At 36.5% G+C, this 18,743-nt stretch carries 15 protein-coding genes; 7 read left to right on the top strand and 8 right to left on the bottom strand.

Annotation, left to right across the window (positions count from 1 at the left end; genetic code table 11):
- Positions 1-262: 262 nt before the first annotated feature.
- Together LG276_RS06440 and pruA are read right to left on the bottom strand one after the other, a co-directional pair.
- Positions 263-1,462 (bottom strand): ornithine--oxo-acid transaminase, encoded by a 1,200-nt coding sequence (locus LG276_RS06440; protein ID WP_224935182.1) that lies wholly within the window; start codon positions 1,460-1,462, stop codon positions 263-265.
- Between the two features lie 77 nt (positions 1,463-1,539).
- Positions 1,540-3,087: an L-glutamate gamma-semialdehyde dehydrogenase gene (pruA, locus tag LG276_RS06435; RefSeq protein WP_224935178.1), complete on the bottom strand. Its 1,548-nt coding sequence runs from the start codon at positions 3,085-3,087 to the stop codon at positions 1,540-1,542.
- Between the two features lie 218 nt (positions 3,088-3,305).
- Between pruA and LG276_RS06430 the strand changes: the two genes are divergently transcribed.
- The gene (locus tag LG276_RS06430) at positions 3,306-4,709 is read left to right on the top strand and encodes a sigma-54-dependent Fis family transcriptional regulator (protein ID WP_224935175.1); all 1,404 of its coding nucleotides are present in this window, start codon (positions 3,306-3,308) and stop codon (positions 4,707-4,709) included.
- A 162-nt stretch (positions 4,710-4,871) separates the two neighbouring features.
- Here the strand turns inward: LG276_RS06430 and LG276_RS06425 are convergent, their stop codons facing one another.
- The 4 genes from LG276_RS06425 to LG276_RS06410 all read right to left on the bottom strand — a co-directional run bounded on the left by LG276_RS06425 (position 4,872) and on the right by LG276_RS06410 (position 10,237).
- Positions 4,872-6,683: an ABC transporter ATP-binding protein gene (locus LG276_RS06425; protein ID WP_251162918.1), complete on the bottom strand. Its 1,812-nt coding sequence runs from the start codon at positions 6,681-6,683 to the stop codon at positions 4,872-4,874.
- The gene (locus tag LG276_RS06420) at positions 6,676-8,400 is read right to left on the bottom strand and encodes an ABC transporter ATP-binding protein (RefSeq protein ID WP_224935169.1); all 1,725 of its coding nucleotides are present in this window, start codon (positions 8,398-8,400) and stop codon (positions 6,676-6,678) included. The genes LG276_RS06425 and LG276_RS06420 overlap by 8 nt, the downstream gene beginning before the upstream one ends.
- Positions 8,401-8,558: 158 nt before the next feature.
- Positions 8,559-9,449, bottom strand: coding sequence for a cation diffusion facilitator family transporter (locus LG276_RS06415; RefSeq protein ID WP_224935166.1), 891 nt, complete (start codon positions 9,447-9,449; stop codon positions 8,559-8,561).
- 578 nt (positions 9,450-10,027) lie between these two features.
- Positions 10,028-10,237: a hypothetical protein gene (locus LG276_RS06410; RefSeq protein WP_157733767.1), complete on the bottom strand. Its 210-nt coding sequence runs from the start codon at positions 10,235-10,237 to the stop codon at positions 10,028-10,030.
- A gap of 138 nt (positions 10,238-10,375) precedes the next feature.
- On the opposite strand from LG276_RS06410, the gene LG276_RS06405 reads away from it, so the two are divergent.
- From LG276_RS06405 to LG276_RS06395, 3 genes are all read left to right on the top strand, one after another.
- The gene (locus LG276_RS06405; RefSeq protein ID WP_404293904.1) at positions 10,376-11,752 is read left to right on the top strand and encodes an ATP-binding protein; all 1,377 of its coding nucleotides are present in this window, start codon (positions 10,376-10,378) and stop codon (positions 11,750-11,752) included.
- Positions 11,727-12,398, top strand: a complete 672-nt coding sequence (locus LG276_RS06400; protein WP_095370188.1) for a response regulator transcription factor — start codon at positions 11,727-11,729, stop codon at positions 12,396-12,398. Before LG276_RS06405 ends, LG276_RS06400 begins: the two co-directional genes overlap by 26 nt.
- Positions 12,399-12,498: 100 nt before the next feature.
- Positions 12,499-13,077, top strand: a complete 579-nt coding sequence (locus LG276_RS06395) for a YdhK family protein (protein ID WP_224935160.1) — start codon at positions 12,499-12,501, stop codon at positions 13,075-13,077.
- 269 nt (positions 13,078-13,346) lie between these two features.
- Here the strand turns inward: LG276_RS06395 and LG276_RS06390 are convergent, their stop codons facing one another.
- Both LG276_RS06390 and LG276_RS06385 read right to left on the bottom strand, forming a co-directional pair.
- Complete coding sequence (locus LG276_RS06390) at positions 13,347-13,832, bottom strand: GNAT family N-acetyltransferase (protein WP_224935157.1); 486 nt, start codon at positions 13,830-13,832, stop codon at positions 13,347-13,349.
- Between the two features lie 27 nt (positions 13,833-13,859).
- Positions 13,860-14,483, bottom strand: coding sequence for a Type 1 glutamine amidotransferase-like domain-containing protein (locus LG276_RS06385; protein WP_224935154.1), 624 nt, complete (start codon positions 14,481-14,483; stop codon positions 13,860-13,862).
- 168 nt (positions 14,484-14,651) lie between these two features.
- On the opposite strand from LG276_RS06385, the gene LG276_RS06380 reads away from it, so the two are divergent.
- The 3 genes from LG276_RS06380 to LG276_RS06370 all read left to right on the top strand — a co-directional run bounded on the left by LG276_RS06380 (position 14,652) and on the right by LG276_RS06370 (position 18,318).
- A complete protein-coding gene (locus LG276_RS06380; RefSeq protein ID WP_095370192.1) occupies positions 14,652-15,146 on the top strand; it encodes a sigma-70 family RNA polymerase sigma factor in 495 nt (164 codons plus the stop codon).
- Positions 15,139-15,981, top strand: a complete 843-nt coding sequence (locus LG276_RS06375; RefSeq protein WP_224935150.1) for a DUF3298 and DUF4163 domain-containing protein — start codon at positions 15,139-15,141, stop codon at positions 15,979-15,981. Before LG276_RS06380 ends, LG276_RS06375 begins: the two co-directional genes overlap by 8 nt.
- 423 nt (positions 15,982-16,404) lie before the next feature.
- The gene (locus LG276_RS06370; protein ID WP_224935147.1) at positions 16,405-18,318 is read left to right on the top strand and encodes an acyltransferase family protein; all 1,914 of its coding nucleotides are present in this window, start codon (positions 16,405-16,407) and stop codon (positions 18,316-18,318) included.
- The last annotated feature ends 425 nt before the right edge of the window (positions 18,319-18,743 follow it).

Raw genomic sequence — 18,743 nt, 5'->3', positions numbered from 1 at the left:
CTAGCTGAATTTGTTTGCAATAAGTTATATTACTATCATGTTTTATTAATGAATACTCTTTACCAATAAACAAATGCGATCAGGATTTTTCTAAAAAAAGAAAGCGTTTACGTTTTTAAAAGTTTGATAACTTCCATGAAATAAAGGTTTAGGAGAAAGATAAAAGTGATTAATTGTATCTTTCTCCTCTACAGCATTAAAGTGATTATTAAGATAATATCATATATAGAAAAATTATTCTAATAATTTATTAAAAACTGTCTTATCCTAAAACTTTTACTATTTTTTCAATTGCCCAATCAAGATCTTCTTTAGAAATAATAAGTGGCGGTGCAAAACGAATAACCGTATCATGTGTTTCTTTACAAAGAAGCCCTTCTTCTTTCAACGCTTCACAATATTTACGTGCGGGTTCAGTAAGCTCAACCCCGATAAACAACCCACGTCCACGCACTTCTTTAATCATTGGATTTTTAATTTCCTTCAATTGATCAACAAAATAGTTACCTAGCTCTAAAGAGCGCTCTACAAGTTTCTCTTCTTTAATTACTTCAATGGAAGCCATAGAAACCGCACATGCCATCGGGTTCCCACCAAATGTTGAACCGTGTGAGCCCGGATTGAAGACACCCAAAACTTCCTTGCTTGAAACAACACAAGAAATAGGGAAGACCCCACCACCTAAAGCTTTACCTAGAATGTACATATCAGGACTTACGCCTTCCCATTCGCAAGCAAACATTTTTCCAGAGCGTGCAAGCCCAGCTTGAATCTCATCGGCAATGAACAAGACATTCTTCTCTTTACATAATTCACGCGCTTCTTTTAGGAACCCTTCTGGAGGAATAACAATTCCAGCTTCCCCTTGAATCGGTTCAATTAAAAATGCAGCCGTATTTTCCGTAATAGCAGCTTTTAACGCAGCAATATCTCCATAAGGAACTAGCTTAATTCCTGGAAGCATCGGGCCAAAACCTTTTTGGTATTCTTCTTCTGAAGAAAGGGAGACAGCTGTCATCGTTCTGCCGTGAAAGTTTCCTACACAAGCGATGATTTCTGCTTGGTTCTCAGCAACTCCTTTTACATCATAAGCCCATCGACGAGCTGCTTTTATAGCTGTCTCCACTGCTTCAGCACCTGTGTTCATTGGCAAAGCCATATCCATGTTTGTTAACTCACAAATCATTTCATACCAAGGACCCAATTGATCATTATGGAAAGCTCTTGATGTTAATGTCACGCGTTCTGCTTGATCTTTCAACGCTTGAATAATCTTCGGATGGCGATGTCCTTGGTTAACTGCTGAATAAGCACTTAACATATCCATGTATTTGTTACCCTCAGGATCTTTTACCCAGACCCCTTCAGCTTCACTAATTACGATTGGTAGTGGATGATAGTTATTCGCACCAAATTTTTCAGATTGTTCGATCAGGTGTTTTGTTTGTACTGTATTTTTCATCTTTATCGACATCCTTCCAGTTTTGATTAATAGATTGCTAGAAAGGGATAATCATCCCTTTCTAACCTTGATTGACTTTAATACATTTCAGACGTTGTTTTTGCTTGCATATGAAGCATAATATAATCTGGTCCGCCTGCTTTTGAATCTGTACCTGACATATTAAAACCACCAAATGGCTGATAACCAACAATTGCACCCGTACAACCACGATTAAAGTAGAGATTACCCACATGGAAATCTTCTCTTGCTTGTTGGATATGTTCACGATTATTCGTGAGAACAGCTCCGGTTAAGCCATATTCTGTATTGTTTGCAATCTCGATTGCATGATTAAAGTCTTTTGCCTTTGTAAAACCGACTACTGGACCAAAAATCTCTTCCTGCATGATACGCGCTTGTGGGTCTAGGTCCGCAAATATCGTTGGTTGAATGAAATAACCTTTAGAATCATCGCCTTCACCACCGAGCATAAGCTTTCCTTCTTCTTTTCCAATTTCAATATAACTCATAATTTTATTAAACGCTGATTGATCAATAACCGGCCCTGTAAAGTTACTTCGATCTTCAGGATTACCCGCTTGTTTATCTTTCGCGATTTCTACTGCTCTTGCTAGTACTTGATCATAAACATCTTCTACAATGACTGCTCGCGAACAGGCCGAGCATTTTTGTCCAGAAAATCCGAAAGCAGAAGCGACGATTGATTGAGCAGCAAGCTCTAAATCAGCATCTTTATCAACAACAATCGTATCTTTACCGCCCATTTCAGCAATCACACGTTTAATCCAGATTTGCCCCTCATTTAGTTTCGATGCACGTTCGTTAATTCGAAGACCAACATCCCTTGAGCCTGTAAATGAAATAAAACGAGTATCCTTATGGTCCACTAAATAGTCACCGACCTCTGCACCACTTCCTGGTACAAAGTTAAGTACGCCTTTAGGTAATCCAGCTTCTTCTAATACCTCTACAAATTTAGCCGCAATGATTGGTGTAGTTGAAGCTGGCTTTAAAAGCACTGTATTACCCGCCACAATTGCAGCGACTGTTGTACCAGCCATGATGGCAAACGGGAAGTTCCAAGGAGAAATAATAACTCCTACCCCAAGTGGAATATAGTCATAACGATTGTATTCATTCGGTCGGCTATTGACAGGAACACCATCTTTAATCGCTAGCATTTGTCGTGCATAATATTCTAAGAAATCGATGGCTTCTGCTGTATCAGCATCTGCCTCATTCCAAGGCTTACCCGCTTCTTTTGTCATTAGAGCAGAAAACTCATGTTTACGTCTTCTAATAATTGCAGCTGCTTTAAACAAAACATCGGCACGCGTTTCAGGCTTTACTTTACGCCAAGATTGGAATGCCCTCACAGCCGATTGCATTGCTTTTTCTGCTAATGCTTGATTGGCTTTTGACACACGACCAATGACTTCTTCTTTATTTGCTGGATTGATAGATACGATTTTCTCATCTGTAGCGATTCTTTCTCCATCAATTAATAAATCATAATCTTGACCTAAATAGGATTTAACCGTTTCGAGTCCTTTTAAATAATCGGCTTGATTACTTTCTACGCTAAAATCAGTAAATGGTTCATGTTTATATGGCTGTACCATTCGAAATTCCTCCTACTCTATATTGTATTTCTCTTATTCTATTTTTTATCGTTCCCCATTATTATTGCAAATAACGTGCCAATTACTAAAAATGCGAATTAACAATATTTTTATCCTATTAGGTGCAAAAATATTTTTCTTTTCGCAAAAATATTTTTCTATCTCCTGCAAAATATTTTTGCGAATGTGTATAATAAATAATTACAGGAGGGACATTCATGAACAACTTTCTAAAACGAATGAATTACTATTATGATAAAGTCTTAGATGAAATTGACGCTGGTGTCCACGTCGTTGATGAAGGCGGAAATACGGTCATTTATAACCGGAAAATGGCTGAAATTGAAGGGATGGCTAAAGCCGACGTACTATATAAAAACTTACATGATGTCTTTTCATTTGAACATAATGAAGAAAGTCGTTTACTTGAAGCTGTTGAAAAAGGCATTAAAATCGAGAACGCAAAGCAAAGTTATTACAATAATCAAGGACTAGAAATTACTACGGTTAACCATACTTTACCTATTTTCTACGAAAACGAGCGTATTGGCGCAATGGAGATTGCCCGTGATATTACAAAATTAGAAAAGTTAATCAGGGAGAATAGACAACAAAGAGAAGAAACTCGCTTTACTTTCCAAAGTATCATTGGCCATAGCCCAGCCATAAGTGATGTGATCGAAGCAAGTAAAAGAGCAACGCGAACGGATTCTTCTATCTTAATCATCGGTGACACAGGTACAGGAAAAGAACTATTTGCTCAGAGTATTCACAACGCAAGTGAGCGGGCACATAAACCATTTATTTCGCAAAACTGTGCAGCCATTCCAGATAATTTAATAGAAGGCTTGCTTTTTGGCACAAAAAAAGGGGCATTTACCGGCGCAATCGAAAGGCCTGGATTATTTGAAGAAGCAGAAGGTGGTACACTTCTACTAGACGAAATTAATTCTTTAAATATACACTTACAAGCAAAATTATTGAGAGTTCTACAAGAGAAAAAAGTAAGGCGGGTGGGAGATACACGAGACCGATCATTTAATGTCCGTATTATTGCTACAATCAATGAGGATCCGATTGAAGCCATTACGAATGGACATTTAAGAAAAGATTTATATTATCGGTTAGGTGTTGTTTCTTTATCCATCCCTCCGTTAAAAGAGCGAAGAGAAGACATAGAGGAACTGGCATACCATTTCATTCATAAATACAATGAGAAGTTTGCAATGGGCGTAAAAGATATTGATCCATCCCTTTTATCAAATTTTTTTCATTACGAATGGCCAGGTAATGTCAGAGAGCTAGAGCATCTTATTGAAGGCGCAATGAACTTAATCGAATATGAAGAATCGATTACCTATCATCACTTACCTTTTCATTATCGACATCGATTACAATCTCAACCATTCTTAAAAAAAGAGAAAGTATTCGATCACCCTGTCGACAGTAATAAGCATGAACACATTGGCCACACTTTAAATGACTATTTAACAAAAGCCGAGCGCCATTTTATTCAACAAGCACTTATAAGAAACCAGCACCATATTACCAATACGGCAAAAGAACTTGGGATGAGTAGACAAAATCTACAATACAGGATAAAAAAACACCGTTTAACATGACTAATAGCATGTTCTAAATAAAACAGAGGATGTTGGTCCTCCTTTGGACGAACAATCCTCTCTATATAAGATATTGATTAAGGTGAACAATATGGATTAATAACACCAGTTAATCATTTGTGCTCGTTTAATCCTTCACCTTATTATTGTGTATATATAACATCACTGACTTAAAAACTGCTGGTTATACATTTCTGCATAAACACCTTTTTCATTATACAAATGCTGATGAGTCCCTTGTTCAGCGATTTCTCCATCCTTAATGACCATAATATGATTGGCATTCTCAATTGTTTTGAGGCGATGGGCAATGACAAATGTCGTTTTCCCCTTCGTTAATTGTGCTAACCCCTTTTGAATTTGAATTTCGGTTTGTGTATCAATACTCGATGTGGCTTCATCTAGAATTAGAATATTGGGATTCGAAAGCATAGCTCTTGCGATAGAAAGAAGCTGCCTTTGACCTTGACTTAAATTGCTGCCGCCACTTGCTATTACCGTATCATATCCTTTAGGGAGATGTTTTATAAAGGCATGAGCTGACGCAAGCTTGGCTGCCTCTATAACATCTGTATCTTTTGCTTTAAGCTTCCCATAACGAATATTCTCCATAACTGTTCCAGAAAATAAATAAGAATCTTGTAGGACGATTCCGATATTTGTACGAAGTAGACGGATTTCATAGTCTCTTATGTCTGCACCATCAATAAAGATTGCACCCTTTGTAACATCATAAAAACGAGCGAGTAATTGAATGATTGTTGTTTTACCCGAACCAGTTGGACCAACGATGGCGATGGTCTCTCCAGCTTTCACACTAAAATTAAGCGATGATAAAACCTCTTTCTTCTCATAAGCAAAAGAAACATTCCTAAATTCAACATTTCCTACCAATGCAGACACCTTCAGAGCTTTGGGTCTATCAACTATATCAGTTTTTTCATCTAAAACTTCAAATACACGCTCTGCACCAGCAATGGCTGATTGGAAGGTGGTAATCAAATTTGACAACTGATTAATTGGACGGTAGAAATTACGAGAATACGTCACAAATGATGCAATCATCCCTATAGAAGCCATATTTACAATCGCTAGTAACGCGCCTGTAAATATAATAAAGGCCAACCCCAAGTTATTCATAAAGTTATTCACTGGGCCAAGAAACCCTGAAGATATTTCAGCACGAATAGAAGAAGTTCGTAACGCTTCATTTTGATGATTAAAAGAAGTAAGGACATCATCCTCTTTGCCATATAATGAAATGATCTCCAATCCAGAGATTGACTCCTCCACTTTCGCATTCACTTCGCCAAGATCTCGCTGTCTCGCAGAAAAATAACGACTGCTATAAGACACAATCGCTTTAGTTGCTAAAAACATAAGTGGAATCACCAAGAATGCCACAATGGCCATCACACCATTTAAAGCAATCATCGCTATCGCTACCCCGGTAATGGTTAAAACGGATGAAACTATTTGAATCACACTTTGACTAAGTGCTGCATGTAATTGATCAATATCATTTGTTACTCGACTCATTAGTTCGCCATAAGAACGCTTATCGAAAAATTTCAATGATAAACTTTGGAGCTGATCAAATAATTCCTGGCGGATTTTTTTTATTGTTAATAATGACACATTTACCATTATGAGCGCTTGTGCCCATGTGGTAATAGATATAAGGATATATATACATGCAAGTATGGCGGACATGACAATGGTACCTGTAATATCACCTTTTAAAATATAATCATCAATAGTGACACCGATTAAATAAGGACCAGCTAATGTAAATAAAGTTGATAATAACACCATAAAAACAACAAGTATCATTCTTAACTTTTGTTGTTTCATATACTGCCATATACGTAGCAATGTCCCTGTAAATTTTTTCGGTGTTGCACCTTTCCCATTCATGCGGCTAGGTCCTCGGCCAAAATCTAGTGTTTTTTGTTCTTTTGGTTGATTATTCATGGCCGGCTCCCCCTTGTGTTTGGTAAATCTCCTTGTACACTCCACTTTCTTCTAACAACATATCATGATTACCTTTAGCCACAACCTCACCCTCATGAAGAACAAGAATCTCATCAGCTTCTCTTATGGAAGATATCTTTGATGAAATAATAATTTTCGTCGAATGACGCTGCTTTAATGCTTGTTGAATTTTCTTTTCAGATAGTGCATCAACGGCAGAGGTTGAGTCATCAAGAATGAGCAAGTCTGGCTCCCTAATAAATGCTCTAGCAATGGAAAGTCTTTGCCTTTGACCACCGGAAAAATTCTTCCCTCCTTGCGCCACTTCATACTCATAACCTTCATCCAATTTATCAATGAACTCGACTGCACATGCATCATTTGCCGCTTGTTTCATTTCTTCTAGTAATGCATCGGTTTTCCCATCTTTTAAATTGTTTGCAATAGTACCAGAAAATAATAGTGCACGTTGGCTGACAAAACCGATTTGTTTCCGTAACGTTTCTTTGGTGTAATTTTTTATATCAACACCGTTCAAAAAGATTTGCCCATGATCGACATCATACAATCGAGGAATTAGTTTGGCTATCGTTGTCTTTCCACTACCAGTTGGACCGATGATGCCTAATGTCTTACCTCGTTGAATAGTGAAGTTCAAATTTTTCAGCACATACTCCCCATTTTTGCTATAACTAAAAGCAACATCTTTAAATAGTAAATGATCCTCTTTTTGATTAACAATGGTATATTCACCGTCAACCATATCTTGCTCAACCGTGAGTACTTCTTGTATGCGATTAGCTGAAGGGAAAGCTCTTGTTATCAACATCAACACATGGCTACTGGACATCAAGCCATTCATAATAATTGTCATATAGTTTATAAAAGCAAGGATTGCTCCCACTTCAATTGCTCCTCCATCAACCTTTATTACACCAAGCCATAAAGCAGCCACAATGCCTAAATTCACAATAAAAAGCAACAATGGCATCATGAGAGCAATCAATTGTTCTGCAGAAATATTGACCTTCGTTAACATGCTGTTTTTTTCGGCAAAGCGCTCCTTTTCATAGTTTTCCCTTCCGAATGCTTTAACAACGCGAATGCCGGCTAAATTTTCTTGTAAGCGCGTATTGATGACATCGATTGCTTCTTGCACTTTTTTAAATAAAGCTGCTGATTTTCTTGTGAAATAAATAATAATAATAAATAAAATCGGCACAGCAATCATCACAATTGGAAAAAGTTCTCTTGCAGTAAAAAAGACGATTAGGACACTGCCTATGAACAATAATGGCCCCCTTACAAAAACTTTTAACGTCATTAATATCGCACGCTGTAAAACACTGATATCATTACTTACAATCGTTATGAGCTTGCCCGAACCATATCGATCCACGTCCCTACTTGAAAATTGGACAATACGATTAAATACATCCTTTCTTATGTCTGTTGAAAAATGGACAGCAGCTTTTGTGCTGAAAATAGAACAACCAATCCCACCAATTAATCCGATGATGGCGACAATGATCATAGAAATACCAAGCTGAATCGTCAGCTCCGTGTTATTATTAGCAATTGCGTCATCAATCATATGTTGCATGATTGTGGGCTGAAGTAAATCCATACTTACTTCAATAAACATTAATAAAGGGCCCAAACAAGCAAAAAACCAATATGGCTTTATGTAATTTAATAATTTTCCAAATGATTGCATCCATTCTCTCCTCTATTTCTTGTTGTTCTAACTTAATTATTTTAACGCTTACTGACTGTATTTGGTCAATTAGAATTTCCCCTTTTGTAAATTGTTTTGTTCTACAATAGTAAAAAAGCTCACCCGAATTTATTCAGATGAGCTTCTTTTATTTACGATTAGCCCCCATCTTCACAAGTTTCATGAGGCTCAACGTGAACATGGACATCATAAACATGATGATTCTCGATTAATTCTTTTTCAACTAATGTAGCAAGATCATGGGCAAGATTAATATCCATCGTTCCTTCTACACAAATAATCACATCTACAACGATATTATTTCCATACAAACGCCCTTTGATTTCCTTTATTTCTTTCACACCTTCAATCGCATGAATGGCATTTTCATATTCCTCAATCTTATCCTCATCAAAGCCGTCTGTTAATTGATGTGTAGAGTCCCTGAAGATCTCCCAAGCTGTTTTCACAATCAAACACCCAACTATTACAGCTGTCACAGTATCTAACCAAGGTAATCCAAGTTGAGATCCAAATATACCAATTGCAGCACCAATACTAACAAGAGCATCAGAGCGATTATCCATTGCCACTGCATATAGTGATTTACTATCAATGCTTTTTGCTAACTTTTGGTTGTAAGTAGACACAACAAACATAATTGCAGCAGCTAATAAAGCCACATATCCAGCAATCGCATGAGGAACTTCGGAAGTTTGATTTACTAAAGAGGAAAACGCTCCAATAATTACTTCTGCACCGACAGCAAACATAATAAAAGCAGCAATCAAGGAGGCAATTGCTTCACTCTTCCAATGTCCGTATTTATGATCTTTATCTGGAGGCCGTTGTGAAATTCTTAAGCCCACCAATACGGCAATACTCGCAATAATATCTGTCACATTATTTAATCCATCTGCTTTTAGCGCAGCTGAGTTTGTCATATAGGCAACGGTCAACTTAAAAACCGATAGTATGATGTAGACAATAATACTTAACTTTGCACCTTTTTCACCAATTTTTAAATTCTTATATTTTTGTTCATCCACTAAAAAACACACCCTTCAATAGCTATATTTATCATAGCAATCACTAGTCGAGTGGGTCTATAGCAACCTTTTTGGCTAATTGAATTTAAATAGGGATAATAAAAAAATGTTGAAAGAGGCAAACATTTTATCGGTAATCCAAACATATCTACAATCCTCCTAGCCCCTGCATCGTATTCACATAATGTCTCCAGAATCACACCTTTCATACATAGATTGAACCCCTTATAATTGTTGAAGATTAATTTATATCTACACAAAAAAGGCTTCCAACTAGATATTTGGAAGCCTCTAAGTATGGCAAGACAAAATCTTGCTTTGTATTAGATTAGATATGCATATGATACACCACGTATCATGTCGTACATTCCTTTTCTCGTGTGCCAATATGCTAAAACTTCTAGCTATTTTTCTCTTCTTGAGTTCTGAACAAATTCAAACCCTTTTGAGTAAATCTCCGTTACTTATTCTCCATGCCAATCTTCAACCAGCATATGATAAAGTATGCAAGGACAATAAAAGGAACTTAGGCATACAGGAAGTACGTAAATTTTTAAACTTGAATTACCTCTCCCTTTCTATCGTCTTTTACCAAATGAATTTCCCTTTATATATAGAACAACAATGGCAGTAATGATAAACCCCGTGATTACAAATGTCCCAATTCCTGCTCGATATACGATATAGACATCGGTATGCTTAAATACATTCATAATTAAATATATCATTAGTGTTAAAGCAAGCACGATAATAATTGAGGTGAATTTATTTTTACCACGGTACATCATTTCACAACCTTCCACTCCGAAAGTGACTATTCTTTTGCTTTCTGCTCTATACTTATGTACGAAACAAGCTAAGATATGACAAGTCACTCTGCACACATTCTCCACAACTATTCTCTATAATATGCGATAGGTGATGCTATGAAGAATTTATCCGTAAAACTAGGACTTATATTTTTCTTGATTATATTTACTTTAGAACTTTTTCTATTTTTCTTTCTTCACTCTTCCTTAGTTGAGTCGCGAGTGGAAGAGGAACTTTTTTCCTTACAATCTAGAGGAGACGCTCATAGAGACACGTTAAAGACCAGTTTTGAAGCAGATACAATTGAGCATGTAGCCCTGATGGAAAAGGAAGCCAATACGGATGTGATGGTTACAAACTTAAAGGGAAGTGTACTTGCTTCCTCACTTTCAATTGATATGAAAAAAATAATTTCATCAGGAATGAAGCTACAAAACGGTGTCGTAGAAAATGATTGGAAAAATCAACCTTATATTGTAACTGTAAGCTCTATACCTAATCAAGGATACGTTTTCATGTTTCAAAACACTGATTCTATTCAAACACTGATTGATCGCTTAAATAATCATTTTTTTATTACCGGATTAATCACAGCTATCTTAACGATTGTGATTATAATATTGCTTTCTATCGCTTTAGTTCGACCGCTTAATAAGATGAAAGAAGCCACGATACAAATAAAAAGTGGCGATTTCTCCATATCTCTACCTGATATAGGAAATGATGAACTTGGTAAACTGGCAAAAACCATCAACCTACTTGCAGGTGAGTTAAAGCATTTAAAGGAAGAACGCAGTCAATTTTTAGCTACAATTTCTCATGAATTAAGAACACCGCTCACTTACCTTAAAGGATATGCGGACATTGTTCAAAGAAAGAATCTCTCCATTGAAGAACGTGATAAATATTTGTCCATCATTCAGGAAGAAGCCAAAAGAATAAATACGCTAGTAGAAGACTTATTTGAATTAGCTAAAATAGATCAATACGGCTTTGAAATGAAGAAACAAACCATTCAGTTAAGCGACTTCATAGCCCATTTACATCATAAATTTGAACCAGCTTTCTTGCATCAATCCATGAAATTACATGTGGAAATGCCCCAAAAAGATATTAATGTGAATATCGATTCTGCTAGAGTAGAACAAATGCTTTATAACCTTTTGGATAATTCTTTGAAATATAGTCAAACAGGTACGGAAACGACATTAAAGATATGGACACATACAAAAGATTTATATTTAAGAATGATTGATAACGGGAGCGGCATTCAAGAAAAAGACCTTCCACATATCTTTAAACGCTTTTATCGTGGGACATATAGTAACGATTCATGTAAAGGAGGTTCTGGTCTTGGTCTTTCGATTGTGAAAGAATTAGTCAACGCCCATAATGGTGAGATTACGGTCAAAAGCAACACAAAAACCGGGACAGCTTTTACTATCATGTTAAAAGGAGCGGTATTAAATGAGAAAAATACTTTTAGTAGATGACGAAATGCGGATGCTTGATCTATTAGACCTATATTTATCACAGAACGGCTTTTCTTGTATAAAAAAAACTTCCGGTGCATGTGCGCTTAATTATATGGAAGATCACGCTATTGAACTAGTTATCATTGATGTAATGATGCCTGATATGGACGGGTGGGATCTATGTCAATTGATCAAACAGCAAAGTGATGTGCCGATTATTATGTTAACAGCGAAAGGAAGTAAACCAGATGTAGTTAAGGGGCTAACCATTGGTGCCGACGATTATATTGCTAAACCATTTGATGAAGAAGAACTTATTGCAAGAATCGAAGCTGTCTTAAGAAGGACAAAATCAACTGGCAGTGAAATCATATTTAAAGAACTACAGTTAAATAAGGAATCCTATGATTTTTACTATCAAAAGAAAAAAATCCCTGTCACGCAAAAAGAATTTGTGTTACTTGAGCTTTTTTTATCTCATCAAAATCATGTTTTCTCTCGCGAACATCTTATTACGAAAATTTGGGGATACGGTGTATATATCGAAGATCGAACAGTGGATTCACATATACGAAATATAAGAGAAAAGCTACGTGAAGTTGACTTCCCTATTGATCAGCATTTACAAACCGTATGGGGAATTGGATATAAATGGGTATCATAATCTTTCCTTTTGTTCAGAATGAAGAAGACAATATTCCTTCATATAATCTGCAAATTTACGATTTATAATAATTGCAAATCCATTAAAGGAGATGACCTAAATGAAAAAGCAACTAACCTTTGGAATAATTGCCTTGTTGGCAATGGTATTTTTAGCTGCTTGTACTAACAACAATGATCCATCACCAACTAATGATGAAACGAACGAACAAGAAGAAATGAATCATGAAGAGATGGACCATGAAGGAATGGATCATTCTAGTGATGGTGAAATCCCGGAAGGCCTAGAAAAAGCGGATGAACCCACTTACGCTGTGGGATCTACAGTTACAATAAAAAATGGACATATGGAAGGCATGGAAGGTGCGGAGGCAAAGATTGTTGGCGCTTATAATACAACCGCTTATGCCGTAAACTATACCCCTACTTCTGGTGGTGACCCTGTGAAAAATCACAAATGGATTATTCATGAAGAGCTTGAAGAGCCAGGTGAAGCACCATTACGAGAGGGAGAAACCGCTGTGACTACCGCTGATCATATGGAAGGTATGAAGGGCGCCGAAGTAGACATCGCTTCAAGTGAAGACACAACCGTTTATATGATTGACTATACGCCAACCAATGGTGTGGAAAAAGTCAAAAACCATAAATGGGTTACGGAAGCTGAACTAGAAAGATAAGGGTGAGCAAATCGGTTCTAGTATAATCTAAAGTGGAATCATAGCATAATATCTTGTCCACATACCTTTTAGCAATCGCCAAGAGTTATGTGGACTTGCTCATTCTATTCTGGTGTATCCACTTGAGTGGATATTTTCTATTTACCTATCCCTTATGTTTTCACGTGTCCTATATTATATTAGTTTGAGTTCTATCATCTGCCTTTATAGACATCCCTTAAAAACAGGGTTTTAAAAAAAATAGATTGTTCTGTTTTTATTCAATTCTTTTAAAATAATTTCCCCATATAATACTCATCATAATATTCCCCGTCCATTAATAACGATCTTCGTTTCACCCCTTCTACTTCAAAACCTATTTTTTTGTATAGCGCTAGTGCTGCTTCATTTTCTGATACTACTGTCAATTCAATCCGCATGATAGCTTCTTGATTGGCCCATGCCAGTACCGCCTGTAATAATTGTCCTCCAACTCCCATTCCTCTGTAATCTTTATGAACACCGACAACAATACTCGCACAATGTTTTTTCCTTCGTACCGTTTCTTTGATCACAAGTGTATACCCAATCAATCGTTCTCCATCTTCGGCACCAATAACCGTTATATGATCTCTATTAATAATGGCCTCTGCCCCTTCAACTGTTAAAGTTCTTTCCCCTGCTTCCATCAACATATAAGGACTGCTTGCCTCTACATCCTTCATTAATTGTACAAGTTGTTTCGCATCATCTACGGAAAGCTCTTTGATTATCATTCAAAACTCCACCCTTTCTCGATATAACTAGTCAAGAATATGTACATTCTTACCTTCTAACGATTCAATATGGCCATTTTTCAAATAAACACTTGCTTCATCATCCAAGCCCAACCCCTTCTCTGTCTTCGTTTCAGTCATCACAGCAAGTAGGTTCTGCTTTTCATTCCATTTTGTATAATGAGCAGCGATAATATAATCTTGTAAGATACCTAAGCCATTTAAAACCATCAGCTTATCTCCTTTATAATCGCTCGGGGAAACCATACAATATTCTGAGCAGATCAAAGCACCGGCAGAAAAGCCTGCGATTGGCACTCCTTCTTGAAAGAGTTGCTTTATTTCCTCCCCTACCCTTTTAGTTACGATATAGTGATGATAGGAAAGTGTGTCACCGCCACATATAATAATGCCAGTTATTTTTTCACTACGGATTGATTTCGTCTCTTCTAATAAATAATAGCGAAAATCAGTTACACCTTCTTCTTCTAAAATATGCTGATATTTAGGCATATAAGTTTGCCAGCCTTTACGATTTAAACAAAATATCGCCACATGTCCATTTTTTTGATTACAGAGACTAGCAAACTGCTTTCCATGAATTCTTCCAAAGGGCGGACTTCCACCAAATAAAAATAAATGTTGATCCATAAACACTCCCCCCCCGTTTCTTCAACTTTTCTTTTACATTACGAATTCTATTCTTAAGCAAACATTAGCATAATGAATAAATAAAAAGTTTTTTTCCGCACAAACTTTTTCTATGAGATCAATCGTCTATCCATTGTACAAAGTTTTTTAAAAGGAGCTCCTTGAAAGATGAATAACCAAAATTTGTTTGTACAAATGATTGAAGAGCATAAACAAGATTACTACCGGCTTGCTTATAGTTATGTTAGAAACCAAGCAGATGCCTTAGATATTGTCAGTGAATCCATTAAAAAAGGATTGCTTTCAATGAATAAATTAGAAAATGTAGATGCATTAAGAAGTTGGTTCTATAAGATTATCGTACGTACATCGCTCGACTTCTTAAAAAAGCATAAACGCATGACTGTATCAGATCATGACACAATCACCTATTTGCAAAGTGGAGAACATGATGATTATATGCATTTTGACTTACATGATGCATTGGCACAATTGCCCTTACAATATAAAACGGTCATTTTACTACGCTATTTTGAAGACTTAAAGATTCAAGAAATTGCTACTGTAATAGATGAAAATGTCAATACAGTCAAGACACGATTATATCGCGGCTTAAAATTATTAAAGCTTGAACTGACAGAAGGAGATGAAATGGATGAGTAACCGACTGAAAGAATGGCGTAGACAATATAATGATATACCTATACCAACAGAATTAGATGATATTATAGAAAGTGCACTAACTGGTCACACTCCACAAAAGCATATGAAAAAGCGTTGGATATGGCCAACTAGTATTGTGGCAGCTGCGAGTATTTTTACAGCAACAGTAAACTTTAGCCCTCAAGCGGCAAAAGCAATGTCAGAAGTACCTATTTTAAAACAAATTATTGAGGTTATTACCATTGATAAAATACACGAGGAACAAGAAAGTAAATCCATTGATGTAGAGATACCAGAAATCTCTGGTCTAGAAAATCACCAACTAGAAACTCATTTAAATCAAGCTTTTCTTGAAAAAGGAAAGCAATTATATCAAGAATATACGGATAGTAACGGTCATCTAGCTATTCAAAGTGATTACTCCATTGTGAATGAAAATAATCAGATACTTTCTATTGAACTTAATACGTTTAAAGCTGAAGCATCTGGATACGAACAAAAAGATTACCTTACGATTGATAAAAAATTACAAACCGTTATTACTTTACCTAGTTTATTTACTTCAGAAGCATATGTAGAGGTAATAAGTGAAGAAATTAAAAAGCAAATGAAGCAGAATATGGCCAATGATGAAAATCTTATTTATTGGCTAGATGATGTCGAATCATTTACAACTATTAATCGCGATCAACCATTCTTTATCAACGAAGATAACCACCTGATCATCTCTTTTGATGAATATGAAGTGGCACCTGGTTATATGGGCGTTGTTCAGTTTGAAATACCAACTGAAATCATCAATGAAATACTAGTAAGTGACCGTTATATAAACTAAGTATGATTTGAATAAATAGAAATGAGGCCTCTCCTACTTATAAAAGAGGGGTCTTACTTTTTGGGAAGAAGCCATAATTGTAAACTTGAATTTCAAATGACCATTTCAAGCTTCTTTTCTCCTGTTAACTGCTTATTTTTCCCTATTAAACAGGACTTTTCCCCCTTATAATATATCATTCTTTCCACCTATCCAAATCATTACATAATAAGAGTAAAATGAATAATTGTAGTGCTTTTTTATCGCTATTCTGCAAATTTTTTTACAAGCTTTTTGAAACTAATTACGACATAATCATCGTCTATTTTATATACATGAAGTTTAATAGAAAATAAGTAAATAATTTATAGGTTCACTTTAAAACGGAGGAAGATTCCCTCCGTCAGCTAGAGTTTAATTGCATCAAAAATGGAGGACGTACATATGAAAAAAAAGACACACACACATTATATTACCGGGCTCGACGGACTGAGAGCGATTGCAGTCTTAGCCGTCATCGCCTATCACTTTCGCTTTGATTGGGCAGAAGGTGGATTTTTAGGCGTTAGCCTTTTCTTTGTTCTATCTGGCTACCTTATTACTTCCACTCTATTACCGGATCAAAACAAAAGCATGAAATTAGATTTGAAGAAGTTCTGGGTTGGCCGTGCTCGCCGCTTATTACCCGCTTCTTATGCAATGATTTTTATTACCTTTGTGTGGGTCGTTCTTTTTCATCAAAACTTGTTATCCGTTATGCGTGGCGATGCGCTAGCTTCTATATTTTATGTAAGTAACTGGTGGTTTATTTTCCACGAGGTTTCCTATTTTGATAGTTTTGCAGCTCCATCTCCAATAAAAAACCTATGGTCACTGGCGATTGAAGAACAATTCTATCTATTATGGCCACTTGCCCTAACGGCTCTAATTTATATTTTCAAGCACCGAGCAACTGTTTCAAAGATTATCTTTTTAGGCGCTTTATTATCTTGTTTATGGATGTCATTACAATATGATCCCAATGGTGATCCTAGCAGAGTTTATTATGGGACTGATACACGTTCATTTGAATTATTAATTGGTTGTTGGCTAGCACTTGTTTGGCCAATGAAAAGGCTATCAGCTAAGAAGCTATCACCCCAACTAAAACAAACGCTTAATGTAACTAGTGTCGGTGCGCTAGTGATTTTGTTACTATGCATGTTCACCATTAATGAATATAATCCGTTTCTTTATGTTGGGGGCTTGTTCCTTATTGCCCTCCTATCAGCGGTTGTTATTGCTTGTGTCTGTCACCCATCAAGTATATTAAGCAAGTGGCTATCATGGAAGCCACTTAGGTGGATTGGTACACGCTCATATGGTATTTATTTATGGCATTATCCAATTATTATTTTAACAACGCCTCTCGACCAAATAGCGGCACCGCAGTTATGGAGAGTGCTATTACAGCTCATCGCTATTTTTGCAATAGCAGAAGTTTCCTACCGATTCTTAGAGCAACCGATTAGAAAGTATGGTTTTAGAGCATTCTTTAAAAATTTCAAGAAAATAAATCCGCTCAAATGGAAAAGTTTAAATGTACAGTGTAGAGTTGGTGCAGCTTTTGTTCCATTAGTAGCTATTATCTTTATTGCTGGTATGACGGGCGTTGTCAAGGGCGAAGAGCAAGAAGAGAAACCAACAGAGTTAGTTATTTCCCAAGAAAACAGTGAAGATCAACCGAAAGAAGAAACGAAAGAAGAAGCTTCGAATGTTCCAGAGAAAAATGACTCCTCTGAAGAAGCTCCAGAGGAGAAGACAGAAGATACGGAAGAAGTTGAGAATGAAGCAGAAAAACAGGCAGAGCCACTCCCTGCCGCTGAGCATTATAACCAAATTCTGGCCATTGGTGATTCATTAATGCTTGATGTTGCACCAAGTCTACAGCTACGCTTTCCTGCTATTACGATTGATGCAAAGGTAGGGCGTCAAGTTCATCAAGCAGTCGATGTTAGCCAGCAATACACTTCCTTTAACCAAAAAGGAAATGCAATCATTTTCATGCTTGGTACAAACGGCTTTTTCCGTGAAAAGCATTTAGATGAACTGGTTGATTTATTTAGTGAAGCAGATATTTACCTTGTAAATACAAAGGTACCACGTTCATGGGAAGAAGATGTAAATAAAGCTTTATTGGAAAAAGCGGAAGTTGAAGACCATGTCACACTAGTCGATTGGCACAAACTCGGAGAAAATCATCCCGAATACTTCGGAGGTGATGGCGTCCATGTAGGAAAAACAGGGGCAGAATCACTAGCTGAGCTAATCGAAACAGAAATGAATAACTATATTGGAGCATCCAAAGAAGAAAAATAATCGACAAAGTGTCGCTGAACCTAAAAATGTTCAGCGGCCTTTTTATATCAGTTGCATGCTAATTGTTGAACCATTGTGGAGAGTGAAATTCCGAGAAAAAATATAGAAGAAACGGCATGTGTTTTTTCGGGTGCCGATTCTAAAATGGTGAGCTATGGTAACCCGTTTGCTCGTTCACCTGGTGGAGAATCTTCAAAGTAAATATCTGCATCTATTGAGAGAGGTAACAAGAAAAAGTTGCTCCAGTTAAAACTAGGCAAATACTTACCTCCAGCGAACTCCTATCTATTCTCACCTCTATGTTTGTCCTATCTGTTTTCCTATTTCAAGCACCGGTTTCCGGTCAACGTAATGTGTAAATCACTTTTGCTTTGCTTTCGTTTACTATTTCTCGTCTGAGTGAATCGCCATACCCTTTTGCTCAG

Source organism: Cytobacillus kochii, from assembly GCF_044790165.1.
GTDB classification, from domain to species: Bacteria; Bacillota; Bacilli; order Bacillales; family Cytobacillaceae; genus Cytobacillus; species Cytobacillus kochii.
Note: the sequence above shows the minus strand (reverse complement) of the source record. Positions and strands in the feature narration are given on the sequence as shown.